Source organism: Aliiroseovarius sp. (genome assembly GCF_965228805.1).
In the GTDB taxonomy this organism is placed as follows: Bacteria; Pseudomonadota; Alphaproteobacteria; order Rhodobacterales; family Rhodobacteraceae; genus JASBTN01.
In genome coordinates this window covers 2,989,451-3,012,495 of the sequence record NZ_CBDDIE010000003.1, presented here as the reverse complement: position 1 = coordinate 3,012,495, position 23,045 = coordinate 2,989,451, and the positions used below count along the sequence as shown (strand labels likewise).

The 23,045-nt window shown below is 63.8% G+C and carries 22 protein-coding genes, 3 tRNA genes and 1 pseudogene; 9 read left to right on the top strand and 17 right to left on the bottom strand.

Going from position 1 to position 23,045, the window contains the following annotated elements; genetic code table 11:
• Positions 1–77: 77 nt before the first annotated feature.
• The 4 genes from ACO07D_RS15870 to ACO07D_RS15855 are packed head-to-tail and all read right to left on the bottom strand — an operon-like array spanning position 78 to position 5,245.
• Positions 78–641 carry a sarcosine oxidase subunit gamma gene (locus tag ACO07D_RS15870; protein ID WP_421703912.1) on the bottom strand — a complete coding sequence of 188 codons (564 nt, stop codon included), beginning with the start codon at positions 639–641 and terminating at the stop codon, positions 78–80.
• Positions 634–3,666, bottom strand: coding sequence for a sarcosine oxidase subunit alpha family protein (locus ACO07D_RS15865; RefSeq protein ID WP_421703911.1), 3,033 nt, complete (start codon positions 3,664–3,666; stop codon positions 634–636). Before ACO07D_RS15865 ends, ACO07D_RS15870 begins: the two co-directional genes overlap by 8 nt.
• Positions 3,663–3,986, bottom strand: a complete 324-nt coding sequence (locus ACO07D_RS15860; protein ID WP_421703910.1) for a sarcosine oxidase subunit delta — start codon at positions 3,984–3,986, stop codon at positions 3,663–3,665. The genes ACO07D_RS15865 and ACO07D_RS15860 overlap by 4 nt, the downstream gene beginning before the upstream one ends.
• A gap of 11 nt (positions 3,987–3,997) precedes the next feature.
• On the bottom strand, positions 3,998–5,245 hold the full coding sequence (locus ACO07D_RS15855) for a sarcosine oxidase subunit beta family protein (RefSeq protein ID WP_421703909.1): 1,248 nt from the start codon (positions 5,243–5,245) through the stop codon (positions 3,998–4,000).
• Between the two features lie 209 nt (positions 5,246–5,454).
• Between ACO07D_RS15855 and ccmI the strand changes: the two genes are divergently transcribed.
• The 4 genes from ccmI to ACO07D_RS15835 all read left to right on the top strand — a co-directional run bounded on the left by ccmI (position 5,455) and on the right by ACO07D_RS15835 (position 7,851).
• Positions 5,455–6,708, top strand: a complete 1,254-nt coding sequence (gene ccmI, locus ACO07D_RS15850) for a c-type cytochrome biogenesis protein CcmI (protein ID WP_421703908.1) — start codon at positions 5,455–5,457, stop codon at positions 6,706–6,708.
• A gap of 41 nt (positions 6,709–6,749) precedes the next feature.
• Positions 6,750–7,172: a Holliday junction resolvase RuvX gene (ruvX, locus tag ACO07D_RS15845; RefSeq protein WP_421705049.1), complete on the top strand. Its 423-nt coding sequence runs from the start codon at positions 6,750–6,752 to the stop codon at positions 7,170–7,172.
• Complete coding sequence (locus ACO07D_RS15840; protein WP_421703907.1) at positions 7,169–7,399, top strand: DUF1289 domain-containing protein; 231 nt, start codon at positions 7,169–7,171, stop codon at positions 7,397–7,399. The genes ruvX and ACO07D_RS15840 overlap by 4 nt, the downstream gene beginning before the upstream one ends.
• A gap of 80 nt (positions 7,400–7,479) precedes the next feature.
• Entirely contained in the window at positions 7,480–7,851 is a 372-nt protein-coding gene (locus tag ACO07D_RS15835) for a hypothetical protein (protein WP_421703906.1), read from the top strand.
• Positions 7,852–8,060: 209 nt separating this feature from the next.
• Here ACO07D_RS15835 and ispG read toward each other — a convergent pair whose 3' ends face one another.
• The 5 genes and pseudogenes from ispG to ACO07D_RS15810 all read right to left on the bottom strand — a co-directional run bounded on the left by ispG (position 8,061) and on the right by ACO07D_RS15810 (position 12,722).
• Positions 8,061–9,188: a flavodoxin-dependent (E)-4-hydroxy-3-methylbut-2-enyl-diphosphate synthase gene (gene ispG, locus ACO07D_RS15830; RefSeq protein WP_421703905.1), complete on the bottom strand. Its 1,128-nt coding sequence runs from the start codon at positions 9,186–9,188 to the stop codon at positions 8,061–8,063.
• A 144-nt stretch (positions 9,189–9,332) separates the two neighbouring features.
• Positions 9,333–10,289: a RodZ domain-containing protein gene (locus ACO07D_RS15825; protein WP_421705048.1), complete on the bottom strand. Its 957-nt coding sequence runs from the start codon at positions 10,287–10,289 to the stop codon at positions 9,333–9,335.
• A pseudogene (locus ACO07D_RS15820) lies at positions 10,290–10,454 on the bottom strand (helix-turn-helix domain-containing protein); the annotation flags it as partial.
• 201 nt (positions 10,455–10,655) lie between these two features.
• Positions 10,656–11,879, bottom strand: coding sequence for a 5-aminolevulinate synthase (gene hemA, locus ACO07D_RS15815; RefSeq protein WP_421703904.1), 1,224 nt, complete (start codon positions 11,877–11,879; stop codon positions 10,656–10,658).
• 216 nt (positions 11,880–12,095) lie between these two features.
• Positions 12,096–12,722, bottom strand: coding sequence for a hypothetical protein (locus ACO07D_RS15810; RefSeq protein WP_421703903.1), 627 nt, complete (start codon positions 12,720–12,722; stop codon positions 12,096–12,098).
• 128 nt (positions 12,723–12,850) lie between these two features.
• On the opposite strand from ACO07D_RS15810, the gene ACO07D_RS15805 reads away from it, so the two are divergent.
• On the top strand, positions 12,851–14,224 hold the full coding sequence (locus ACO07D_RS15805) for a M20/M25/M40 family metallo-hydrolase (RefSeq protein ID WP_421703902.1): 1,374 nt from the start codon (positions 12,851–12,853) through the stop codon (positions 14,222–14,224).
• 54 nt (positions 14,225–14,278) lie between these two features.
• Here the strand turns inward: ACO07D_RS15805 and ACO07D_RS15800 are convergent, their stop codons facing one another.
• From ACO07D_RS15800 to ACO07D_RS15785, 4 genes are all read right to left on the bottom strand, one after another.
• Complete coding sequence (locus ACO07D_RS15800) at positions 14,279–15,154, bottom strand: glycosyltransferase family 2 protein (protein WP_421703901.1); 876 nt, start codon at positions 15,152–15,154, stop codon at positions 14,279–14,281.
• A 114-nt stretch (positions 15,155–15,268) separates the two neighbouring features.
• Complete coding sequence (locus ACO07D_RS15795) at positions 15,269–15,505, bottom strand: RND transporter (RefSeq protein ID WP_421703900.1); 237 nt, start codon at positions 15,503–15,505, stop codon at positions 15,269–15,271.
• A gap of 23 nt (positions 15,506–15,528) precedes the next feature.
• Positions 15,529–15,605, bottom strand: a tRNA-Asp gene (locus ACO07D_RS15790).
• A gap of 75 nt (positions 15,606–15,680) precedes the next feature.
• A tRNA-Asp gene (locus ACO07D_RS15785) sits at positions 15,681–15,757 on the bottom strand.
• Positions 15,758–15,933: 176 nt separating this feature from the next.
• On the opposite strand from ACO07D_RS15785, the gene ACO07D_RS15780 reads away from it, so the two are divergent.
• Positions 15,934–16,971, top strand: a complete 1,038-nt coding sequence (locus ACO07D_RS15780) for a sterol desaturase family protein (RefSeq protein WP_421703899.1) — start codon at positions 15,934–15,936, stop codon at positions 16,969–16,971.
• An 84-nt stretch (positions 16,972–17,055) separates the two neighbouring features.
• Entirely contained in the window at positions 17,056–18,141 is a 1,086-nt protein-coding gene (locus ACO07D_RS15775) for a class I SAM-dependent methyltransferase (protein WP_421703898.1), read from the top strand.
• Between the two features lie 232 nt (positions 18,142–18,373).
• On the opposite strand, the gene ACO07D_RS15770 is transcribed toward ACO07D_RS15775, so the two are convergent.
• Positions 18,374–18,448 (bottom strand) — tRNA-Val (locus tag ACO07D_RS15770).
• 19 nt (positions 18,449–18,467) lie between these two features.
• On the bottom strand, positions 18,468–18,860 hold the full coding sequence (locus tag ACO07D_RS15765; RefSeq protein WP_421703897.1) for an HU family DNA-binding protein: 393 nt from the start codon (positions 18,858–18,860) through the stop codon (positions 18,468–18,470).
• On the opposite strand from ACO07D_RS15765, the gene ACO07D_RS15760 reads away from it, so the two are divergent.
• Both ACO07D_RS15760 and ACO07D_RS15755 read left to right on the top strand, forming a co-directional pair.
• Positions 18,853–19,116, top strand: a complete 264-nt coding sequence (locus tag ACO07D_RS15760) for a hypothetical protein (protein WP_421703896.1) — start codon at positions 18,853–18,855, stop codon at positions 19,114–19,116. The genes ACO07D_RS15765 and ACO07D_RS15760 overlap by 8 nt on opposite strands.
• A gap of 375 nt (positions 19,117–19,491) precedes the next feature.
• A complete protein-coding gene (locus ACO07D_RS15755; protein ID WP_421703895.1) occupies positions 19,492–19,704 on the top strand; it encodes a hypothetical protein in 213 nt (70 codons plus the stop codon).
• Positions 19,705–19,847: 143 nt separating this feature from the next.
• Here ACO07D_RS15755 and lon read toward each other — a convergent pair whose 3' ends face one another.
• Both lon and ACO07D_RS15745 read right to left on the bottom strand, forming a co-directional pair.
• Positions 19,848–22,262, bottom strand: coding sequence for an endopeptidase La (lon, locus tag ACO07D_RS15750; RefSeq protein WP_421703894.1), 2,415 nt, complete (start codon positions 22,260–22,262; stop codon positions 19,848–19,850).
• Between the two features lie 284 nt (positions 22,263–22,546).
• Positions 22,547–22,996, bottom strand: coding sequence for a hypothetical protein (locus ACO07D_RS15745; RefSeq protein WP_421703893.1), 450 nt, complete (start codon positions 22,994–22,996; stop codon positions 22,547–22,549).
• Positions 22,997–23,045: the final 49 nt, after the last annotated feature.

Sequence of the window (23,045 nt, the reverse complement as noted above, 5' to 3'; positions counted from 1 at the left end):
TCTCAAACAGGAAACGGGCGCAGAGTATGTGCTCTGCGCCCGTCGTCAACCGGAAATGGACAGCCTGCCCGCAAGCTTTATGCCAGGTAGCCGACCTCGCTGCCCGGCTTGGCCGCGTTTTCCAAAAGCCCGAAGACATAAGCGGCGACCGAGCGGAAGCAGACCAGTTCGATCATGCCGTCGTCGTCCATGTGGAAGGCGGCGGGAACCTGGGCCAGGCGCGAACGGCGCAGGGTGCCCGGCTCCAGCGCGGCAATGTCGGCCGGGCTGAGCTTGGCGACGACCTCGCGCGCGCCCTCCCCCGAGACATGGAACACCGCGCGGGCGTCCGAGACATTGACCGCCAGCGCATGTTCGCCGGACAGGGCCTGGGTCAGGTCCGACACCACCCCATCGGCGGCGCCGTGATCGACCATCAAGAGCAGCTCGTCAGGCGACATCCAGGCAACCTTGCCCTTGTCGCCCGCGTTGATGCCGCAGGTGTCAGGCATGCCGGCCCCGGTGGCGGCTTTCACCGCCTTCTCCAGGGTTTTCGACGCCAGGTCACCGCGCAGGGTGACCATGCCGACCAGACCGGCCTCTTCCACCTTGCAGAAGCCATCGGATTTCGCGCCCATCAGCGCCGAGACAACATCAGACATTCTGCTTTTCTCCTTCCGGATCATAGAAAACGGGGCTGACGATCTTGGCCTTCACCACCGTGTTCGAGCCATCGACCGTGGGGAAGCTCACCACCTCGCCCATGCGGTCCGGACCGTGTTTGATCAGGCCCATGGCGATGCCCTTCTTCAGGGTCGGCGAATAGTAGGTCGAGGTCACGCGGCCGATCACATTCTTCTGGCCGTTCGCGTTCACGCCCTCGCCCACCGCATAGGCGCCGTCGGGGATGACGGAGCCATCCAGGGTTTCGAGCCCGACGAGTTTCCAGCGGTCCGGATCGGTCATGTGCGAACGCTGTTGCGCGCGTTTGCCCATGAAGTCTTCCTTCTTCTTGGAAATCGCCCAGTTCAGGCCCAGGTCCTGCGGGATGATGGTGCCGTCGGTCTCGTCACCAATCATGATGAAGCCCTTCTCGGCCCGCATGATGTGCAGACATTCGGTGCCGTAGGGCATCACGCCGAACTCTTCGCCTGCTTCCAGCAGCGCGTCCCAGAAGGCGCGGCCCTGGCTGGCAGGGACGGCGATCTCATAGGACAGCTCGCCCGAGAACGAGATGCGATAGGCACGCGCGTCGAACTCACCGATCTTGCCGTCACGCCACTGCATGAAGGGCAGCGCTTCGGCGGACAGGTCCATGCCACCGCCGGCCTGATCGTTCAGCTTTTCCAACACCTTGCGGGCATTGGGGCCGACGACGGCGACCTGCGCCAGCTGCTCGGTCACATTGGCGACATAGACTTTCCAGTCCCACCACTCGCACTGCAGCCAGTCTTCCATCCAAGCGTGAATGCGGTCGGCACCGCCCGAGGTGGTGTGGCACAGCCAGGTGTCCTCGTCGATACGGGCAACCACGCCATCGTCCGACAGGAAGCCGTTTTCCGAGCACATCAGACCATAGCGGCATTTGCCCACGGCCAGGTTCGACATCATGTTGGTGTACATCATGTCCAGGAACTTGCCCGCATCCGGCCCCTTGACGATCAGCTTGCCCAGGGTCGAGGCGTCGAGCAGGCCCAGATTCTCGCGGGTGTTCAGAACCTCGCGATTGACCGCCTGTTCGTGGGTCTCACCCGCTTTCGGGTAGCAATAGGGGCGATACCAGTGTCCGACCGGTTCAAAGTACGCGCCCGCCTCGGCGTGCCAGCCGTGCATCGGGGTCTGACGTACCGGCTGGAACAGCTCGGCCCGCGCCTCGCCCGCGATCGCGCCGAAGCTGATCGGGTTGTAGGGCGGGCGGAAGGTCGTCGTGCCGGTCGCCGGGATCTCCTGGCTCAGCGCATCGGACAGGATCGCCAACCCGTTGATGTTGGACAGTTTGCCCTGGTCGTTGGCCATGCCCAGCGTGGTGTACCGCTTGGTATGTTCGACGCTCTCATACCCCTCGCGCGCAGCCAGCTGCACGTCCGAGACCTTGACGTCGTTCTGGAAATCCAGCCACATTTTCATGCGCTTGTCGGGACCGGCGCCTTGCGGCATGACCCAGACCGGTTCGATCGGCTGCATGGTTTCGGCGTCGACCGTCGGGGCGGTCTTGGACGAAGTCTTGCCACCCGCTGCCTTGCCCGCGACCTTGCCCGCCGCGTCCGCATCCGCCAGCACGTCAGCCAGCGACAGCGCCCCGGTGGCCGAGCCCGCGGTGACCACGAAAGCGGCCCCGTCATGGCTGGTCGGCGCACGGTCGGGATCGGGGCGGAAATGGGCCTGTTCGATATCCCAGATCAGCTTGCCACCGCAATGCGACCACAGGTGCACGACCGGGGACCAGCCGCCGGACATGGCAACCGCGTCGCACTTGATGTCCTCCAGCGAAGCCCCCTCGCCCGCCTGGGCGCAGATGGTCACGCCGGTGACCTTCTTGCCACCGTGCACCTTGGCGATGCCCTTGCCGGCCTCGACGCGAATGCCGGCCTCACGGGCGGCATCGGCCAGGGGGCCCTTGGCCTCGGCGCGGGCGTCCAGGATGATCGGCACCGACAGACCCGCCGCCTTCACTGCCAGCGCAGTGCGATAGGCGTCGTCATTGTTGGTCACGACCACCACGCGGTCGCCGACCGAGACACCCCAGTTGACGATATAGTCGCGCACGGCACCGGCCAGCATGACGCCGGGAATGTCGTTGCCCGCGAAGGACAGCGGACGTTCGATCGCCCCGGTGGCCGAGACAATCTGCTTGGCCCGGATCCGCCACAGACGGTGACGCGGACGGCCATCGCCCGGCGTATGGTCGGCCACACGCTCGTAACCCGTGGCATAGCCATGGTCATAGACACCAGCGCCCATGATACGGGTGCGAATGGTGACATTCGCCATGTTTTCAAGCTCTTCGACGGTCTTGTTGACCCAGTCCTCGACCGGCATGCCATCGACTTCGCCGCCATCCACGACGGCGCGGCCGCCCCAGTGGGCGGTCTGTTCAATGAGCAGAACCTTGGCACCTGTGGAAGCGGCAGACCGCGCGGCGGCCAGACCACCGACACCGCCGCCCACGACCAGAACGTCGACATGGGCGTAGAAGTGTTCGTAGCGGTCCGCGTCACGTTCCTTGGGCACATTGCCCAAGCCCGCCGACTGACGCACGATGGGTTCAAAGAGCTTCTCCCACGCCACACGCGGGAACATGAAGGTCTTGTAGTAGAAGCCAGCGGTCAGGAAGCGTGAGAACTTGTTGTTGATCGCGCCCACGTCAAACTCGAGGCTCGGCCAGTGGTTCTGCGAGGTGCAGGTCAGGCCATCGAACAGCTCGGTCGTGGTGACCCGCTGATCGGGCTCGAACCGCGCGCCCTCGCCCAGGTGCACCAGCGCGTTGGGCTCTTCGGAGCCCGAGGCGACGATGCCGCGCGGACGGTGGTATTTGAACGACCGACCCACCAGCGTCTGACCCGCGCCCAGAAGGGCGGCGGCCAGCGTATCCCCGGCATAGCCCGTCATGCGCTTGCCGTTGAAGGTGAATTCCATCGCTTTCGAGCGGTCGATCAGGCGACCGCCGGATGCCAGACGGGTGCTCATTTGTAGCCCTCCCAGTCGGGGTGTTTCGCCTTGATCGCGTCAATGACGTCCTGCGGCGGCTCAAGGGTTTGTGCGGGATAGGTCGCGTAGACCTCCAGCGTCAAGGTCGAGCGCGCGGCGTGGAAGAACTTCCCGCAGCCGCCGGTGTGACGCCAGCGTTCGAAGTGAACCCCTTTCGGGTTCTTGCGTTCGAACAGGTAGGTTTCGAAGTCCTCGTCACTCGACCCGGGGCCGAAACGCGTGATATGCGCCTCGCCTTCCGCGTGGAGTTCCGTCTCGTCGGCCATCACGCCGCAATAGGGGCACTGCAAAGTCAGCATGTCTGATCCTCCTAGTGGGCGACGCCAGCGGCGACGCTTTCGTCGATGAAGCGGCCTTCGCGGAAGCGGTCCAGGCCGAACTCGGCGGCCAGAGGCCCGGGTTCGCCCTTGGCGACCAGCTCGGCCATGGCCCAGCCGGAGCCGGGGATCGACTTGAAGCCGCCGGTGCCCCAGCCCGCGTTGATGAAGGTGTTGCCCAGCGGCGTTTTCGAGATGACGGGCGAGCGGTCGCCGGTCACGTCCACGATGCCGCCCCACTGGCGCATCATGCGCAGGCGCGAGATGATCGGGAAGGTCTCGACCAGGGCGCGCACGGTTTCCTCCACATGGTGGAACGAGCCGCGCTGGGTGTAGTTGTTGAATCCGTCGGTGCCGCCGCCGATGACCAGTTCGCCCTTGTCCGACTGCGACATGTAGCCATGCACGGTGTTGGCCATGACGACCACGTCGATGGTCGGCTTGATCGGCTCGGACACCAGCGCTTGCAGGGCGACCGATTCCATCGGCAGGCGGAAGCCGGCCTTGTTGGCCAGATCGCCCGAGTTGCCCGCGACCACGATGGCCAGCTTGTCGCAGCCGATCTCGCCCAGGGTGGTTTGCACGCCGGTGACCTTGCCGCCGGCCTGGTTCACACCGGTGACTTCGCATTTCTGGATGATGTCCATGCCCATGTCGGAACAGGCCCGGGCATAGCCCCAGGCCACGGCGTCGTGACGCGCGGTGCCGCCGCGCGGCTGCCACAGCGCGCCCAGCACCGGGTAGCGCGGCCCGTTGATGTCCATGATCGGCACCAGTTCCTTGACCCGCTGGGGGCTGATGAACTCGGTCGACACGCCTTGCAGGGCGTTGGCGTGCGCGGTGCGCTGGTAGCCGCGCACCTCGTGATGGGTCTGTGCCAACATCATGACACCACGGGGCGAGAACATGACGTTGTAGTTCAGGTCCTGCGACATTGTCTCGTAAAGGCTGCGCGCCTTTTCGTAGATCGCCGCCGAGGGGTCCTGCAGGTAGTTCGACCGGATGATCGTGGTGTTGCGGCCGGTGTTGCCGCCGCCCAGCCAGCCCTTTTCGATGATCGCCACATTGGTGATCCCGAAATTCTTGCCCAGGTAAAAGGCGGTGGCCAGCCCGTGCCCACCGGCACCGACGATGACCACGTCATATTTCTTTTTCGGCTGGGGGGAGCGCCAGGCCCTCTCCCAACCGGTATGATACCGCGCCCCTTCGCGCGCGATGGCGAATGCCGAATAACGCCGCATGGCGATTCCCCCCTGTTCGGGATTTCCTATCGTCTTCCGTTTTACGGGCCGGGGGGTGAAATCCAATGCTATCCCGCGCCGCTTGAGGGGAAAATCGCGACATGGTGAACGGCGCGCGCCCTGTCGGGTTGTCGCACTTGACCAATGGGGGTTTTTCCCGGGCCACGGGCGCTATACATGAGGGGGAACGAAACGCGCGGAGAGATATGATGAGCTTCTGGATCTTCACCGGGGCGCTGGCGCTGGTCGCCACGGGCGCCATGGTCGTGGCAATGCTGCGCCGTCGCGAGGGCGCGGCGGAGGCCTCGGCCAGCTTCGACGTGCAGGTCTATCGCGACCAGCTGAAGGAGCTGGACCGCGACATGGCCCGCGGCACGATCAACCAGACCGAAGGCGAACGCGCCCGGGTCGAGATCTCGCGCCGCCTGCTGGAGGCCGACCGCAAGGCCCAGGCCGGGTCGCAGGCCCATACCGCGCCTGCCGGGCTGACCTATGTGACGGCGGCAATTGCCGCGGCAATCGTGATCGGCGGCGGCTTTGCGCTCTATGACCAGATGGGGGCTGCAGGCTATCCCGACATGGGGCTGGAGGCGCGCAAGGACATTGCCCGCGAAGCACGCGAGAACCGTGAAAGCCAGGCCGAGCTGGAAGCGGCCCTGCCCGCATGGGGTGGCCCGCCGCCCGAAGCCCCCGCCGACTACGTCGCTCTTGTGGAACGGCTGCGCGAGGCCGTCTCGACCCGTCCCGACGAGTTGGAAGGCCACATGCTGCTGGCCGATCACGAGGAAGCGCTTGGCAACTACGTCGCCGCCTGGAAAGCGCAAGAACGCGTGGTCGAACTGAAGGGCGAGGAGGCCACCGCTGGTGACAACGCCCGCGTGGCCCACCTGATGATCCTGGCGGCTGAAGGCATGGTCTCGCCCCAGGCGGAAACCTACTTGGCCCGCGCAATGGAGATCGACCCGGGCAACGAGGCCGCGCGCTTCCTGACCGGCGTCATGTATGACCAGACCGGCCGCCCGGACATCGCCTTCCGCCTGTGGCGGCAGCTGCTGGAACAGCCGGGTGGCGGCAATGGCCCGTGGATTTCGATCATTCGCGGCAATATCGAAAGCCTGGCCGCCCGCGCCGGTCACGACTACTCCGCCCCCCCTGCTCCGGTCCCCCCCGCAATGACCGGGACCGACGGCCCCACCGCCGAGGACATCGAAGCCGCCCAGGCCCTGTCGCCGGAAGAACAGCAGGCGATGATCGAGGGCATGATCAACCAGCTTTCGGACCGGTTGGCGACCGAAGGCGGCCCGGCCACGGAATGGGCCCGTCTGATCAACGTCCTGGGTGTGGTGGGCGACACCGAACGGGCCAAACTGATCTTCGAAGAAGCCCTGGGCGTGTTTGAAGGCAGTGACGAGGATATCGCCCTGCTGACCCAGGCCGCGCAATCCGCCGGGGTGACAGAGTGATCTTTGAGGAGATCGAGAGTTTCGCCTCCGCCCTTGCACCGATGACGGCGCTGGCCGGGCTGGATCTGGGCGACCGCACCATTGGTGTGGCGGTGTCAGACAGTTTCCGTCAGGTGGCCACGCCATTGGAGACCATTCGCCGCAAGAAATTCGGCGTGGACGCGGCGCGTCTGATGGAGATCGCCAAGGACCGATCCCTGGGTGGCATCGTCTTGGGCCTGCCCCGCAACATGGACGGATCCGAAGGCCCGCGCTGCCAATCGACCCGGGCTTTCGCTCGCAATCTCAGCCGCCTGACCGACCTGCCGATCGGATTCTGGGACGAACGACTGTCCACCGTGGCCGCCGAACGGGCGCTGTTGGAGGCGGATACGTCACGAAAACGTCGCGCCGAGGTGATTGATCACGTCGCCGCAGGCTATATCTTGCAAGGTGTGTTGGACCGGATGAGGCATATGCAATGACGGATGACGTCTGGAAACGGGAAGAGCCCGAAAGCCCCTGCGTGAAGGTCTGTTCGATCCATCCGGAGGTCGGGCTCTGCGTGGGCTGCCTGCGCACGCGCGAAGAAATCGCCACCTGGGGCCGCATGACACCTGCCGAGCGGCGCGAGGTCATGGCCGAGCTGCCCGACCGCGCTCCGCGCATGCACAAACGCCGTGGCGGCCGCCAGGCCCGGGTGCAGCGCTAGGGCACCTCACGCACCTCTCACCGCATCGTGACGCGCATCAGGCGACTTCCCCGCTAGGGTGGCGAGAAAGGAGCCCACCCATGCCATGTCTCATGCGTCTTCTCGCGCCCCTCGCGTTCGCCGTCAGCCCTGCGCTGGCCCAGGAGGGTGAAAGCCCAATCCGCCCGGATGACCAGCCTATGGACCAAGCCGCGCTTTCGGCTGCCGTGACCGGTCAGACCCTGACCTTTTTCGACGGTGGCGAGTCGCGCTTCGAGACAGACGGCAAGTACAGCTGGACCTATGGCGAAGGCGGCACATGGCTCGGCCACTATGCGGTGGGCGAGGACAGCACGATCTGTATTACTTTCGTCACCGGCGTGGAACGCTGCGACCTCTACGTGCAAAACGGCGAGCGGCTGGTGCTGATCACACAGGACGGCATGCGATTTCCAGTTAAGGACATTCGCTAGAAGTACAAAATTATTACATAATTTTCACCTGCGCATTGGACGAGGGGGCTTTGCCCCCGGTTGGGCGGTGGCCGCGCTGCGCGCGGTTTTCGATCTCCCAGCACGGGAAATCGGCACGCTTCGCCGAATTCAGTGCATAGTTCCGAGCGCAGCTCGGCCACCGGCGTTAGCGAAAACTATTTAATAGTTTTTCACCGAATCTATGCAGCCTACTCCGCCGCCTCGGCCTCGATCTCGGCCTCGATCTCGGCAGCGCGCTGTTCGACCAGCTCGACGATGTGGTCGATCATGCCCGCATTGTCCTGCTTGTGGTCCTGCTTGCCCGCCACATAGACCATGCCGGAGCCCGCACCACCGCCGGTAAAGCCCACGTCCGTCATCAGCGCCTCGCCGGGGCCGTTCACCACGCAGCCGATGATCGACAGCGACAGAGGCGTGTGAACATGGGCCAGACGCTCTTCCAGTTCTGCCACGGTCTTGATCACGTCAAAGCCCTGGCGCGCGCAGCTGGGGCAGGAGATGATGTTCACGCCACGGTGCCGCAAGCCAAGGCTCTTCAGGATCTCGAACCCAACCTTGACCTCTTCAACCGGGTCCGCCGAGAGGCTCACCCGGATCGTATCGCCAATCCCGGCCCAGAGCAGGTTGCCCAGCCCAATGGCCGATTTGATCGTGCCGGAGACGAAACCGCCCGCCTCGGTGATGCCGAGGTGAATTGGTGCATCCGTGGCATCCGCGATGCCGTGATAGGCAGCGGCCGACAGGAACACGTCCGAAGCTTTCACGCTGATCTTGTATTCGCGGAAATCGTTGTCTTCGAGGATGCGGATGTGCTCAAGACCGCTTTCCACCATCGCCTCGGGGCAAGGTTCGCCATATTTTTCAAGCAGATGCTTCTCAAGCGAGCCCGCGTTCACACCGATACGGATCGAACAGCCGTGATCCTTCGCAGCCTTGATCACCTCGCGCACGCGGTCCTCGGACCCGATATTGCCCGGGTTGATGCGCAGACAGGCGGCACCGGCCTCGGCGGCCTCAATGGCGCGTTTGTAGTGGAAATGGATGTCGGCGACGATCGGCACCGGGCTTTCCTTGACGATCTCGCGCAGAGCCGTGGTGGACCCCTCGTCAGGACAGGAGATACGCACGATATCCGCCCCCGCTTCGGCGGCGGCCAGAACCTGGCCCAGAGTCGCCTTGACGTCGGACGAGTCCGTGTTGGTCATGGTCTGCACCGCAATCGGCGCGCCGCCGCCCACGGGCACCTTGCCCACCATGATCTGACGGGATTGGCGACGCTCGATGTCGCGCCAGGGACGGATCGGATTGTGGCTCATGTCGGCACCTTTATGGCAGGTCGGGACAGCTGTTTGCGCTCTAGGTAGCGTGCCGGGGACCGGACCACAAGCAAACGCACACCGGGCACGCGCACAATCGCGTGGCTGCGTCGGGACAGAATGTCACGGGGAAACCGCCGACGCTCAGCGCGCGCAGACCGAGGCGGGAATGAAATCCGGATCGTCCGGCGAAGGCGTCGCGATCAGGCGGGCCTCCGGCGAGCTGGCCTCGACCGGGTCATAGGCAGCGGCGAGTGTTTCGGCGCCCAGAGCCACGTTTTTCACAACGCTGGCCCCTTCGCCTGCCGGGCCGTAGACCGTGCCATTCACGGCAAAGAACACGGCGCCCGCATTGCCGGTGCGCAAAGTTGGCGGCTGTTCGGTGCGCGGCAGAACAAAGCGTTCGCAGGCGTCCAGCACCTTTTCCTTGATCACCGTGCCATCAGCGGCGCGCACGCGCACCCAAGCCGGGCGCACGGCGAACAGCACCACTTCCGGCGCTTCCTCGCCCAGCACCACCGGGGTGACGGCCGGGGCGGAGGTTTCCGGCGCGGCGGCGGCCAAGGTCGTCTCCCGCACCGGTGCGGGGGCCGGTTGTGCCATCACGCCGACCGAGCGTGGGTCAAGCGTGGCGATCGGGCCGTCCCGCGGCACCAGAACCGGCACATCCAGCACCGGCGGGCGTGACAGGCGGTCAAGCGCCTCGACAGTGGGGGGAGCGGGCGCAACATCCGTGGCATCGGGACCAGCGGAAGCGATGAGCTCTTCCGTCACCGGATCCGGCAGCGCCTCCATCGCGCTGGCGGTCTGTTCCACCGGAGCGAAATCGACACGCTGTATTTCTTTCAGAACGGACCAGCCGCCAAAACCGATCACGCCGACCAGAGCCAGCAGAACGGCAACCGATCCGACGGCGCCCGGTTCGACCCCGGCAAAGATGCTTTCCTGGCGCGGCACAAAGCTCGCATCCGGGTTGGCCAGCGGGTCGCCGGCGTACTCTTTACGGGTGGGTTTGGTGGTCGAGGCTTCCTCGGACAACCCATGCGCGGTTGCGAATCCCGCCTCGGTACAGAAGGTTTCGTAGGCCCATTCCGGGTTCATGCCGAGGTAGCGCGCATAAGAGCGTACATAGCCCGCGATGAAACCCTGGGTTTCGAAGGCAGAAGTATCGCAGTTTTCAATCGCAGCGATATAGGTCGCCTTGATCTTCAACTCACGCTGTACGTCCAGAAGGGATTTGCCAAGGGTGGCGCGTTCGCCACGCATCACGTCGCCAAGGCGGAGCTCGTAGCTGTCAAAGCCTGTCGGCTCTGCCTGCTCTTCGACCTTCGGTGAGATCCACCGCTTGATCATGCCCTGCCCCTGATCGCTTTACTACTGTCCCCAATCGGCCACGATTCGCGAAAATCGTCCGCCGTTGAGGTTTAATTACCACATACAAGGGGCAGTTGCACCTGCCGAACTGTCTCAGGCCGACAGCTCGGCGCGATTCAGCTCACATTGCGACCAGAGGTTGTCCAGCGCGTTCACCAGCCTGTCCATCTCGTCCGGCCCATGCACCGGCGAGGGGGTGAAGCGCAGACGTTCGGTGCCGCGCGGCACGGTTGGGAAGTTGATCGGCTGGACGTAGATGCCGAACTGGTCCAGCAGCATGTCCGACAGCGCCTTGCAATGCACCGGGTTGCCGACGATCACCGGAACGATGTGGCTGCCATGATCAATGACCGGCATGCCGAGCGCACGCAGGCGGGTCTTAAGCACCTTGGCCTGGGTCTGCTGGCTGTCGCGGCGCGCCTGATCGGTTTTGAGGTGTTTGACCGAGGCCGCGGCCCCCGCCGCTACCGCCGGCGGCAGCGACGTGGTGAAGATGAATCCCGGCGCGTAAGACCTTATAGCATCACACATTTTCGCGCTGGCAGCGATATATCCACCCATCACCCCATAGGCCTTGGCCAGGGTGCCGTTAATGATGTCGATCCGGCCCATCAGACCGTCGCGTTCGCAGACGCCTGCACCGCGCGGGCCGTACATGCCGACCGCGTGCACCTCGTCGATATAGGTCAGCGCGCCGAACTCGTCCGCAAGGTCGCAGATCGCTTCAATTGGGCCGAAATCGCCGTCCATGGAATAGATCGATTCGAAGGCGATCAGCTTGGGTGCCTCCGGGTCATCCGCCGCCAGCAGCTCGCGCAGGTGGTCGACGTCATTGTGCTTGAAGATACGCTTGGCCCCGCCGTTGCGGCGCACCCCTTCGATCATCGACGCGTGGTTGAGTTCATCCGAATAGATGATCAACCCGGGAAAGAGTTTCGGCAGGGTCGAAAGCGTCGCGTCATTGGCGATATAGGCCGAGGTGAACAGAAGCGCCGCTTCCTTGCGGTGCAGGTCGGCCAGTTCGGCCTCCAGACGCTTGTGATAGACCGTCGTGCCCGAGATGTTGCGCGTGCCGCCCGAACCCGCGCCGGTGGCCTCCAACGCCTCGTGCATCGCCTCCAGCACCACCGGGTGCTGGCCCATGCCCAGGTAATCATTGCCACACCAGACCGTTACCGGTTGCTGGGTTCCGTCCGGACGGGTCCAGACCGCGTGCGGGAAATTCCCCTTTTCGCGTTCAATGTCGATGAACGTGCGGTAGCGGCCTTCGTCATGCAGGCGCTGCAGCGCCGCGTCCAGTTTCGCGTCGTAGTTCAAAGTCCCCTCCAAGGGTCCGGTTTGATCCTGTTCGTTGCGACACCATACAAGGTCCGTAAGGTGAACACATTCAAAAAACCGATACAAAAAGACGCAGGAGCGGCCTTTGACCCGGGTCAACCCTGTGTTTTCCGGCTCAAATGTTTCCGAAAGGCGCCATCTCAGACGCCCTCAAAAGCCTACTGTTTTTCTCGGATTTCGTCTGATTCGGGCCGGTTATTCCTCGGCCACCACGATCTCGCAATCCGCCCCGCCCTGCTCGACCGCCTTGATATTGCAGCGCTCCAGCGCCGTCTCGGCCGCGCCTGGTCCCTTGGCGATCACCCAGGCCTCGGTGCCCAGAGAGATGGCCAGAGCCTTGGGTCCGTCCCCCTCCTTCCAGGTCTTGCGCAGGCGCTCGGTGGCCGGCTGGCTCAACATCAGCGGCTGAGGCTTCCAGCTTTTGGGCAGAAGCAGCGCGACCACCGCGCAGGCGCGACTGCCGGAGGTCTGCGCGCAGGTCTTGAGCGCATTGGCCTTCGCGGCCTCCGGGCTGTGCAGCTTGGCGACAAAAGCCAGATGCTCCATCTTCAACGGCTGGTCGGTCGGGACAGCCAGTGCGCCGTAGTAGCTGTAACCCGCTGCTTCCAGCGCTTTCAGACGTTTCCGGTCGGCGAATTGCGCCACCAGGCCGTCGATGCTGGCGGTCATGTCGTCTGACAGGCCCTCGACGGCGATAGGTTCCAGCATCATGCCCTTGGGGCTGAACAGCATCTTGCGCGCCGCGCGTTCCTCGACCGGTTCGGCCATCGCCGCGCCCGTCATCATCACCCCGGCCAGAACAGCCATCAAACCGCGTTTCATCCTGCACTCCCTCACTGGTTCGGGGGCAGCTTACCCCCTGCCCCAGCCGCGTGCCAGACCCTCTGGACAGCGCCCCGCGCGCTGATACGTTGACCGGCAAGATATCGCAAACATGCCGGAGCGCGCCCATGACACTCGACCCCGTCCTCAAGAAGATCGACGACGACCTGTCCGCCAGTATCGACCGCCTGCTGGAGCTTCTGCGCATCCAGTCCGTGTCAACCGACCCAGCCTATGCGGCGGAGTGCGACCGCGCCGCCGATTGGCTGGTGGAGGATCTGAAAGGCATCGGTTTCGATGCCTCGAAACGTCCCACCCCCGGCCATCCGATGGTGGTGGCCCATACGGGTGGGGATGGCCCGCATGTCATGTTCTACGGCCATTATGACGTGCAGCCGGTGGACCCGATCGAGCTCTGGGACAGCGCGCCCTTCGAACCTGCGCTGGAGGATACCCCAGCGGGCAAGGTCATTCGCGGGCGTGGCTCGTCCGATGACAAGGGCCAGCTGATGACCTTCGTCGAGGCCTGTCGCGCCTGGAAAGCGGTGCACGGATCCCTGCCCGCCAAGATCTCGATCTTCTTCGAGGGGGAAGAGGAATCAGGTTCGCCCTCTCTGGTGCCCTTCATGAAGGAGAACGCCGCTGAACTGACCGCCGACGTGGCGCTGATCTGCGACACCGGGCTGTTCGAATCGAAGACCCCCGCCATCGTCACCCAACTGCGTGGGCTGGTGGGCGAGGATTTCACCATTACCGGCCCTGACCGTGACCTGCATTCGGGCATGTATGGTGGCATCGCGATGAACCCGATCCGCGTGCTGACCCGCATCCTGGCCGACCTGCATGACGACACTGGCCGCATCACCCTGCCCGGCTTCTATGACGGGGTCGAGGAGCTGTCTGACGAAATTCGCAGCCAGTGGCAGGGGCTGGGCTTCGACCACGGCGCCTTCCTGGGCGATGTGGGCCTGCGGGTTCCGGCGGGCGAGCAGGACCGCACGCCGCTGGAAATGATCTGGTCGCGCCCGACCTGCGACGTGAACGGCATCTGGGGCGGCTATACCGGCGACGGGTTCAAGACGGTACTGCCCTCGCAGGCGTCGGCAAAGGTCAGCTTCCGCTTGGTCGGCAAACAGGATCCCTACGCGATCCAGAAGGCCTTCCGCGCCTATGTGGAAAGTCGCCTGCCGGAAGGGTTCTCGATCGAGTACCGCTCCAAGGACGTCTCGGCCGCCTCGCAGATGTCGACCGAGAACCCGGCGTTTGAGCAGGCCCGCAAGGCGCTGTCGGACGAATACGGCATTCCGGCGGCCTATGTGGGCTGTGGCGGCTCGATCCCGATTGCAGGCCACTTCAAGGATATCCTGGGCATGGACGCGATGCTGGTAGGCTTTGCCAAAGATGACGACAACATCCACTCGCCGAACGAGAAATACGACCTGGAGAGTTTCCACAAGGGTATTCGCTCCTGGGCGCGCATTCTGGCCGAAATGTCGAGCTGACAACGAAGACAATCGCGGGCGCCGTCACACAGGCGGCGCCCGGGTTACCCGGCTTCAGAACACCCCGAAGAATCGCTCCGGCAGCTCAAACTGCGCGTCGATGTCGGGCCGGTCAAATTCCCAGAACCCGGTGTTTCCCCGCGCCTTCCAGCTGTCATGCATTGCCTGGCGATAGGGTTTCATGTCGAAGCCATCATGCATCGGCAGGTCGGCAAAGGCTTCGAAGGTCGCACGATCTTCGCCCCGCGCCTCGGCAAACCAGTGGCGGCCTATGGCGGTGTCCTTGATCCCTGCCCCGATCTCCTGGGTCACCGCATTGCGTCGGTTCATCGCCGCGACATATTCCGGGAAGTCGCAGAATTTCAGGTGGAACAGATAAAGCTCGTCCGGCGTGTGTAGCTTGTCGAGCTTGGTGAAATGCCCGCCGCGGGCGATCTTCGTCCCGGCCGAAATCACGCAAGGTTTCGAATAATGCGGCGCCAGGCGCACGTGGCGGCGGGGGCCGAGGATGCGGTCGGTCACCGCCTCGGGCTCCTTGTCGATGCGATGCACCACCTCCAGCCCCAGGGGCGTCAGCGCGCGGCGCAGCGGCTTGCCGGAGAGGTATTCGAGCAGGTTCTGGCCCAGGTCCGGGTCGACCACCACCAGCTCGTCCACATCGCCCACGACCACGTGGTCGTAGTAGCAGCGCAGCCCCTCGACCAGGTTGTTCAGCAGCCGCCAGCGTTTCATGTCGAAATTCTTGTGCGGATCACCGGGGATGCCGATGATGTTGCAGCCTTCCGCCAGCTCCGCCACCGCCTCGCCGCGGCCATGGTTCACGATATAGCAGTTCTCGCGCCCTAGAACCTCGCCGTAATGATGCAGCCATGCACGCAGGAAGAACAGGTCATCCCGCACCATGGTCAAGGCTGCCACTTTTGATTGCATCTGCCCGCTCCGCCCCAGGGCCCCTTGCACGGGGCCGATTTCCGACTGATTTGTCCGATACATACAGGCTTTGGGGGCCGGTGAGAATCAAAATCCACCTAGGGTGGTCGCCAGTCAGGACTCAGAAGGTCGATGCCCCAGGGCCAGCCGCGCGCCCTTGACGGCCAGGAGCAACCAGGGCAGCCCGTGCAGTGCCAGGTCGAACATGTCGATAGGGCGGGTCAGATCGCCCGAGGTCAGCATCTTGAGCTTCTCCCAAAGATGCGGTTCGGGGGTGAAAGGCATGAGACCAAGGGTCAGGGCAGCGACCAAGAAAACGGTCAGGGACAGATCATCAATCAGCTTGAACATATACCATTTCCGGGTGGGGAAAGTGGCGCGGTTGACGGGGCTCGAACCCGCGACCCCCGGCGTGACAGGCCGGTACTCTAACCATCTGAGCTACAACCGCGCTTTGCCTTTCGGCTATGTCAGAAAGGGGTTTTGACCCTTCCCAGTTACCCTCTCCCGGGTCGGGTGGCAGCGGTGGCGCGGTTGACGGGGCTCGAACCCGCGACCCCCGGCGTGACAGGCCGGTACTCTAACCATCTGAGCTACAACCGCTCACTGCCGTCCCCTCTCGGGAACTGTCCGGGCGTTCTAGAAGCGCATGGCGGGGGCGTCAAGCGGTTTACGAAAGCTTCGTGAAAAAAAATTGGCACCCCCGGAAACCCACCCGTCGCAACGATTGCGAACGGCCCTTCGGACAGGTAGTTTTCCAGCGGATAGAGGAGGACCCGATGGACGTGACCCTAGACCAGCTGCAGATGATGAGCGAGGCCGAGCTGCAGATGGTCGCGCAGGATCTTCTGATGCAGCTCATGTTCGGCGGCGCCTCGCGCCTGTCCCCCGTCTTCATGGCCTCAATGATATTGATCGCCCTGGCCCTGTGGCTGGCGCGACGGCCGGGTGAGGGATTCTGGGCCTGGGTTTTCCCGCGCCGCGTCTATCGCACCAGCTCGTTCTGGGTGGATGTAAAGCTCTGGATCACCGGCGGCGTGCTGCGTGCGCTGGGGCTGTTTTCGCTCCTCGCCTTCGCACCTCTGCTGGCAGATCGGGTGCAGACGATCCTGGCGGGCGACAACGCCCCCACCAGCACCTGGCCGCCAATCCTCATCGGCCTGATCCTGTTCGCCACCAGCGATTTCACCGGCTATTGGGTGCACCGTATCTTTCACGAACGCCCGCGCCTCTGGCCCTTCCACGCGCTGCACCATTCGGCGGAAGAATTGAACCCGGTTACAGTGCTGCGCAAGCACCCGGTCTATGACGTGTTCTCGGCAGTTGCCCGCGCGATGCTCATCGGGCTGTTACAGGGGCTGCTTCTGGGGCTGGTCGTGGGCACGGTGGACGTGGTCATGATCATGGGGGCGAACTTGTTTTACTATGCCTTCAACCTGGCCGGCGCAAACCTGCGCCATACCCATATCTGGCTGAGCTGGGGCCCGGTCGTCGAACATGTGCTGGTCTCGCCTGCCCAACACCAGATTCACCATTCCATCAACCCCGCACACTTCAACAAGAACTACGGCGAGGTGCTGGCGATCTGGGACTGGATGTTCGGCACGCTCTATGTGCCCCACGGCGTGGAAAAGCTGGAGTTCGGCCTCGCGGATCTGAAAGGGCGGCGCATTGCGCAGCCCCACGGCACCCTCCGCGCGGCTTTGATCGAGCCTTTCGTTGCCTCGTTTGACCAAGCCAAGCGGCGCAAGCGGGCCGCGGCGGGACGGCTGGAGGCCGAAAGCGGCACGACGGGCGCACCGCCAGCCGGGGACTGATCCCCCTGCCCCGTGATCCGCAGAATTCCCCGAAATCTCGCGCGGCAGACAGGTCCAGCGTGCACAGGACAGACAGGCAGCAAGATGAGCAGCGTCAAGGAACAGTATGAAGCCTTTCCCTACCCCGAACGGGATCCGGCCGACGAGAAGCGTCGCCTGATCACCGGCTCGCCGTCTCATCCGCTGGAGATGGATCAGTTCCTGTGGAACGGCAAACGCGACTGGTCGAAGCCGCTGCACGCGCTGGTGGCCGGCGGCGGCACCGGGGACGGGCTGATCCAATTGGCCCAGGTGCTGACCAGCGCCCGGCGTCCCTATCAGATCACCTATGTCGATCTGTCCACCGCCTCGCGGGCCATTGCAGAAGAGCGGGCGCGGGTGCGTGGGTTGCAGAATATCACCTTCCTCACCGGCAGCCTGCTGGACGCGCCCGAACTGGGCGAATTCGACTATATCGACTGCTGCGGCGTGCTGCATCACTTGCCCGAGCCACAGGCTGGGTTCGACGCGCTTGGGCGTGCCCTGGCGCCCGACGGCGGGCTGGGCTTTATGGTCTACGCCCCCTATGGGCGCAGCGGCGTCTATCCGCTGCAGGACGCCTTCGCGCGACTCCTGGAGGGGCTCTCGCCCAAGGACCGTCTGCGCGAGGCGCGTAGAATTTTGGCGAACCTGCCGAAGAACCACCCCTTTGTGCAGAACCGCCTGGTTGGGGACCACAAGCGCAGCGATGCCGGGTTCTACGACCTTTTGCTGCACTCCACCGACCGACCGTATCGCATCGGCGAAGTGGTGGAGGCGCTGGATCACGCCGACCTGCGTCTGGCGGGGTTCACCAACCCGGCGCTCTACGATCCCTCCGACCTGACCAGGGACATGCCCCTGCCCGACGACCCCATCGCCCGCATGAGCCTCGCCGAGGAACTGCGCGGCACGATCCGCATGCACACGGGCTACGCCGTGCCTAAGCCCCGCGGCGCGACGGTGGCTGAGGGGCGCGACCTGTCCCTGGTGCCCCACCTCAAGGGCGTCGCCGCAGAGGCCCTGGCGCGCGAGATCGCCAAACGCGGGCGGATAACCGTAAAGGCTGAGGGGGAACAGGTCACCGTGACACTCGACAAATCCGTCGCCCCGCTGGTGGCCGGCATCAACGGCCGCACGCCCCTGTCGTGAGAGGCTCGAACTCCCGACATCTTCGGTGTAAACGAAGCGCTCTACCAACTGAGCTAACGACCCGCCGAGGCCTGCGTCATACATGGCGCATAGGGGGACTTGCAAGCCCTCAAATCTCAGAAAATTGACGCAATCCCGCCTTCCGCGCACCATCGGTCGTTCACGGACGCTCAACAGTAGGACGTGAAGACCTCACCCGAGGGGCTAGCTTTAGCAGTGCGCAGGGAGGAGATGGTGGGTGATGAGGGATTTGAACCCCCGACATCTTCGATGTGAACGAAGCGCTCTACCACTGAGCTAATCACCCGATGGCGCGCTTTCTAGCGTCACTCGGCAGCCTCCGCAAGGGGGTCCCCCCCACCTTTTTCCGACTTTTTTCGCCGCAGTTTGCAGACAAGCACATTGGCGTTGTCGGTCTCTTTCATGCGGGCCACGCGCATGACGCCAAGGGGTTGAAGTTTCAGAACTTCCTTGCGGGTCAGCGCTTCGCCCAGCTCGTCCAACATGGCGTCCACAATGGGGCGCGCCTGAGCTTTTCGCACGCCTGCACGGGCGGCCACGCGTTCGACCAGAGACCGTTTGTTCAGCGCAACGGAGGGTGTGGTCACGCCTTGAGGCGTGCTGGGCGATTGGGCGGCTTCCACAGGTGTGGAAACGGCGACCGGGGCCGATACCTCGGCGGATTGGGGCTTGGCCTTCTCGGCCACTGCTTTGGACACGGCGGTTCTTGCGGCGCTCGCGGCCTTGGCGGCCACCGCCTTGCATGATGCCGTGGTGGCGGTGGATTTGCTGCTGGTTGTCTTGGGCGTCGAGCTGGGTTTCGCCGCGGATTTCGTTGTGGGTTTCGCCGCGGACTTTGCCGTGCTGCTCCGGCTGCTCGTCTTGCGTGTGCTGGTCTTGCGTTTGCTCGCCATATCTATGCCCCTGCTCCGGTTCCGCCTGTGGCTGGATTGTTTCCAATTTGGAAAATGTTAACGCAAATTCGTGAATAAATCCAGCCTCATGCCGTCGTGCACCACAAGATGTAGCGGTTTCACCGCGCCTCACCACGAACCCCCTCGGCTCCGCGAAACCTTGATTGGTGCATTTCGACTCGATCAACTGTTTGGATTGATAGGCGAGAAATATGAAGAAAACTGCAATTTCAGCCGTACTGGCCCTTTCATTGGCCAGCTCCACCACCCTGGCGGGATCCCTGACGGACCCGATTGTCGTGCCTGACGTGATCGTCGAGGACTCGGCGGCCAGTTCACAAGGTGCCATCGCACCCTTGATCCTGCTTGGGCTTTTCCTCGCAGTGACCGCCACCGGGGGGGGGGCGGATCGGAGAGCGCAGGTAATGCCAGCGACATGCGCCTCAAGACGGGCATTGGGCCTGTCGGGATGACCGAGGGTGGGTTGACCCTGTACCAATTCCGCTATGTCGGCCTGCCGACCGTCTATGAAGGTGTCACGGCGCAGGAGGTTCTGGCACACCACCCCGATGCCGTCGCGCCGCTGCCTCTGGGTTTGATGACGGTCGACTATGCCAAACTTGGTCTTGAAATGCGGGTGGTCGACTGAGGTCGGCATGAGTCGGGGGCTGCACGGGTGCCCACGGTTCCCCAGAGCGCAAGCGTGCTCGCGTAGCCCCCTGCCAAAAAACAAGGCGCACCGTCTCCAGTGCGCCTTCTTCTTTCGTTCAGAGGATACCGAAAGGCAGCGGATCAATGAGCGGTTTGAGCCGCCCCACCGTCGCCACCACGCTTCAAGGCGGCCTCGGCTGCGGCGGCCTCTTCAGCCGCCTCATCCCATTCCACCGGCTCGGGTTCCTTCACCAAAGCCAGTTTCAGCACCTCGCGCACATGGGTCACGGGAATGATCTCCAGCCCATCCTTCACATTGTCCGGAATGTCGGCCAGGTCCTTCTCGTTCTCCTCGGGGATCAGCACGGTCTTGACCCCGCCACGCAGGGCGGCCAGCAGCTTCTCCTTCAACCCGCCAATAGGCATGGCATTGCCGCGCAGGGACACCTCGCCGGTCATGGCGATGTCCTTGCGCACCGGGATGCCGGTCAGCACCGACACAATCGAGGTCACCATGGCCAGGCCAGCAGACGGACCATCCTTGGGCGTCGCGCCATCGGGCACGTGCACGTGGATGTCCCATTTCTCGAACTGCGGCGGTTTCACCCCGATCCGGGGCGCGACAGAACGCACATAGGAACTGGCGGCGTCGATGCTTTCCTTCATCACATCGCCCAGCTTGCCGGTGGTCTTCATCCGCCCCTTGCCGGGCAGACGCAACGCTTCGATCGACAGAAGGTCGCCGCCCACGCTGGTCCAGGCCAAGCCGGTGACGACACCCACCTGATCCTCCTTCTCGGCCAGGCCATAGCGGAACTTCTTCACGCCCAGGTAATCGTCCAGGCTGTCCGGCGTGACCTCGACCTTGTCGGTCTGCTTGCGCACGATCTTGGTCACCGCCTTGCGGGCCAGCTTGGCGATCTCGCGCTCCAGGTTCCGCACACCCGCCTCGCGGGTGTAGTAGCGGATCACATCGGTCAGGGCGTCGTCCGTCAGCACGAACTCGTCCTTCTTCAACCCGTGGTTCTTGACCTGTTTCGAGATCAGGTGCTGCTTGGCGATCTCGGACTTCTCGTCCTCGGTGTAGCCGGCCAGCGGGATGATCTCCATCCGGTCCAAGAGCGGTCCGGGCATGTTGTAGCTGTTGGCCGTGGTCAGGAACATCACGTTCGAGAGGTCATATTCGACCTCCATATAGTGATCCACGAAGGTGGAGTTCTGTTCCGGATCAAGCACTTCCAGCATCGCCGAGGCCGGGTCACCGCGGAAATCCTGGCCCATCTTGTCGATCTCGTCGAGCAGGATCAGCGGGTTGGTGGTCTTGGCCTTTTTCAGCGCCTGAATGATCTTGCCGGGCATCGAGCCAATGTAGGTCCGGCGGTGACCGCGGATCTCGGACTCGTCACGCACCCCACCCAGCGAAATGCGGATGAACTCACGCCCGGTGGCACGCGCCACGGATTTCCCCAGCGAAGTTTTACCCACGCCGGGCGGGCCGACGAGGCACATGATCGGGCCCTTCAGCTTTTTCGAGCGCTGCTGCACGGCCAGGTATTCGACAATGCGTTCCTTGACCTTCTCCAGCCCGTAGTGGTCCTGGTCCAGCACCTTCTGGGCGTTGTTCAGGTCCTTCTTAACACGGGATTTCTTGCCCCACGGAATGGACAGCATCCAGTCGAGGTAGTTGCGCACCACGGTGGCCTCGGCCGACATGGGCGACATGTTCTTGAGCTTCTTCAGCTCGCCATCGACCTTCTCGCGCGCTTCCTTGGACAGCTGCGTGGCTTCGATCTTTTCTTCCAGCTCGGCGATTTCCGACTGGCCTTCGTCGCCATCGCCCAGCTCCTTCTGAATGGCCTTCATCTGCTCATTCAGGTAGTATTCGCGCTGGGTGCGCTCCATCTGGGATTTGACGCGGGTCTTGATCTTCTTCTCGACCTGCAGGACCGACATTTCGCCCTGCATCAGCCCATAGACCTTCTCCAGCCGCTCGGCCACGTCCAGGGTTTCCAGAAGTTCCTGCTTTTGGTCAACTTCCACGCCCAGGTGACCGGCGACGAGGTCGGCCAGCTTGTCGGGCGCGCGGGTTTCCGAAACGGCGGCCAGAGCCTCCTCGGGAATGTTCTTCTTGACCTTGGCGTAGCGTTCGAACTCCTCACCGACCGAGCGGAGCAGCGCCTCGACGCTTTCGGGATCCCCGGCGGTTTCCTCGAGCAGCACGGCGGAGGCTTCGAAGAAGGCCGGGTTTTCGTGGAATTCGGTAATGCGCACACGCGCCTGGCCCTCGACCAGAACCTTCACGGTACCATCAGGCAGTTTCAGCAGCTGCAGCACATTGGCCAGCACGCCGCTGCGATAGATGCCATCGGCATCGGGTTCGTCGATGGAGGGGTCGATCTGGCTCGAAAGCAGGATCTGCTTGTCGTCCTGCATGACCTCTTCCAACGCCTTCACACTCTTCTCGCGACCGACGAAGAGAGGCACGATCATGTGGGGGAAGACCACGATGTCGCGCAGAGGCAGGACGGGATAGGACGGGCTTAGTTGCTCGGTCATGGGTTATCCTTGTTCTTGGGCAGACGGCAAAGCCCCGATCATCGGCAGCATATCCCGTCTCCTGTTCTCGGCCAGTTAACATGGGGGCGAAAAGCCCGGGTTTCAACATCGATTGGGCGCGGGCCTGGCCGATGCGTCACAGGTATTGTGGCGGCCTGCCCCCTGAACCACAAGAGCACGGGGCGAGATATCCACAAGAATAAGGTTAAGATTGCCGCTTTTCACGATTGCGTGCGGCGGTTCGGGGCGAATCCCAACGTCATGAAGCGCGGGGCCGAAGCGACTCAGCGGCGCAGGGTAAAGCGCCGGGTTTCCGTTCGGCCTGTCCCCATCTGATGCACCGAAGCGACGCCCTGGATCAGGTCCTCGGCCTCGGTCACCTGCAGGATCGCGCCGAAGGCCAGCGTGCCGCCCGGGTCGCCGTGGCTGTCCAGCCCCACCAGGGTGGCGACCACGCCCGGCGGGCAGGGAATATCCGATCCTTCCAGGAACAGGCCCAGCGGATGCCCCTCCAACGCGGCCTCGTCAGCCATGCGCACCAGCCGCCCTTCGTGGCCGAAGAACGCCCCGCGCAGGCGTAGCGCGCGGCCGTCCTCCAAGGTGACGATTTCCGCCGTGACCGATGCGTCCTCCTGCTTCGGCAGTTCCGCCTCCGCACCCCCGTCGCTGATGGTGCCTTCCAAGGTGCTTAGCACCCAGTCGCCCTTCAGGCCCAGCGCCCGCAGTCCTTTCATCTTGCATCCCCTCCCAGTCCCGTTTTGCGCGAGCATGGCACAGATTGTC

Bases quoted from the DNA above. Each gene is read 5' to 3' on its own strand.
- ACO07D_RS15870 (WP_421703912.1), bottom strand. From the start codon at position 641: ATGTCTGATGTTGTCTCGGCGCTGATGGGCGCGAAATCCGATGGCTTC.
- ACO07D_RS15865 (WP_421703911.1), bottom strand. From the start codon at position 3,666: ATGAGCACCCGTCTGGCATCCGGCGGTCGCCTGATCGACCGCTCGAAA.
- ACO07D_RS15860 (WP_421703910.1), bottom strand. From the start codon at position 3,986: ATGCTGACTTTGCAGTGCCCCTATTGCGGCGTGATGGCCGACGAGACG.
- ACO07D_RS15855 (WP_421703909.1), bottom strand. From the start codon at position 5,245: ATGCGGCGTTATTCGGCATTCGCCATCGCGCGCGAAGGGGCGCGGTAT.
- ccmI (WP_421703908.1), top strand. From the start codon at position 5,455: ATGAGCTTCTGGATCTTCACCGGGGCGCTGGCGCTGGTCGCCACGGGC.
- ruvX (WP_421705049.1), top strand. From the start codon at position 6,750: ATGACGGCGCTGGCCGGGCTGGATCTGGGCGACCGCACCATTGGTGTG.
- ACO07D_RS15840 (WP_421703907.1), top strand. From the start codon at position 7,169: ATGACGGATGACGTCTGGAAACGGGAAGAGCCCGAAAGCCCCTGCGTG.
- ACO07D_RS15835 (WP_421703906.1), top strand. From the start codon at position 7,480: ATGCCATGTCTCATGCGTCTTCTCGCGCCCCTCGCGTTCGCCGTCAGC.
- ispG (WP_421703905.1), bottom strand. From the start codon at position 9,188: ATGAGCCACAATCCGATCCGTCCCTGGCGCGACATCGAGCGTCGCCAA.
- ACO07D_RS15825 (WP_421705048.1), bottom strand. From the start codon at position 10,289: ATGAACCCGGAATGGGCCTACGAAACCTTCTGTACCGAGGCGGGATTC.
- ACO07D_RS15810 (WP_421703903.1), bottom strand. From the start codon at position 12,722: ATGAAACGCGGTTTGATGGCTGTTCTGGCCGGGGTGATGATGACGGGC.
- ACO07D_RS15805 (WP_421703902.1), top strand. From the start codon at position 12,851: ATGACACTCGACCCCGTCCTCAAGAAGATCGACGACGACCTGTCCGCC.
- ACO07D_RS15800 (WP_421703901.1), bottom strand. From the start codon at position 15,154: ATGCAATCAAAAGTGGCAGCCTTGACCATGGTGCGGGATGACCTGTTC.
- ACO07D_RS15795 (WP_421703900.1), bottom strand. From the start codon at position 15,505: ATGTTCAAGCTGATTGATGATCTGTCCCTGACCGTTTTCTTGGTCGCT.
- ACO07D_RS15780 (WP_421703899.1), top strand. From the start codon at position 15,934: ATGGACGTGACCCTAGACCAGCTGCAGATGATGAGCGAGGCCGAGCTG.
- ACO07D_RS15775 (WP_421703898.1), top strand. From the start codon at position 17,056: ATGAGCAGCGTCAAGGAACAGTATGAAGCCTTTCCCTACCCCGAACGG.
- ACO07D_RS15755 (WP_421703895.1), top strand. From the start codon at position 19,492: ATGCGCCTCAAGACGGGCATTGGGCCTGTCGGGATGACCGAGGGTGGG.
- lon (WP_421703894.1), bottom strand. From the start codon at position 22,262: ATGACCGAGCAACTAAGCCCGTCCTATCCCGTCCTGCCTCTGCGCGAC.
- ACO07D_RS15745 (WP_421703893.1), bottom strand. From the start codon at position 22,996: ATGAAAGGACTGCGGGCGCTGGGCCTGAAGGGCGACTGGGTGCTAAGC.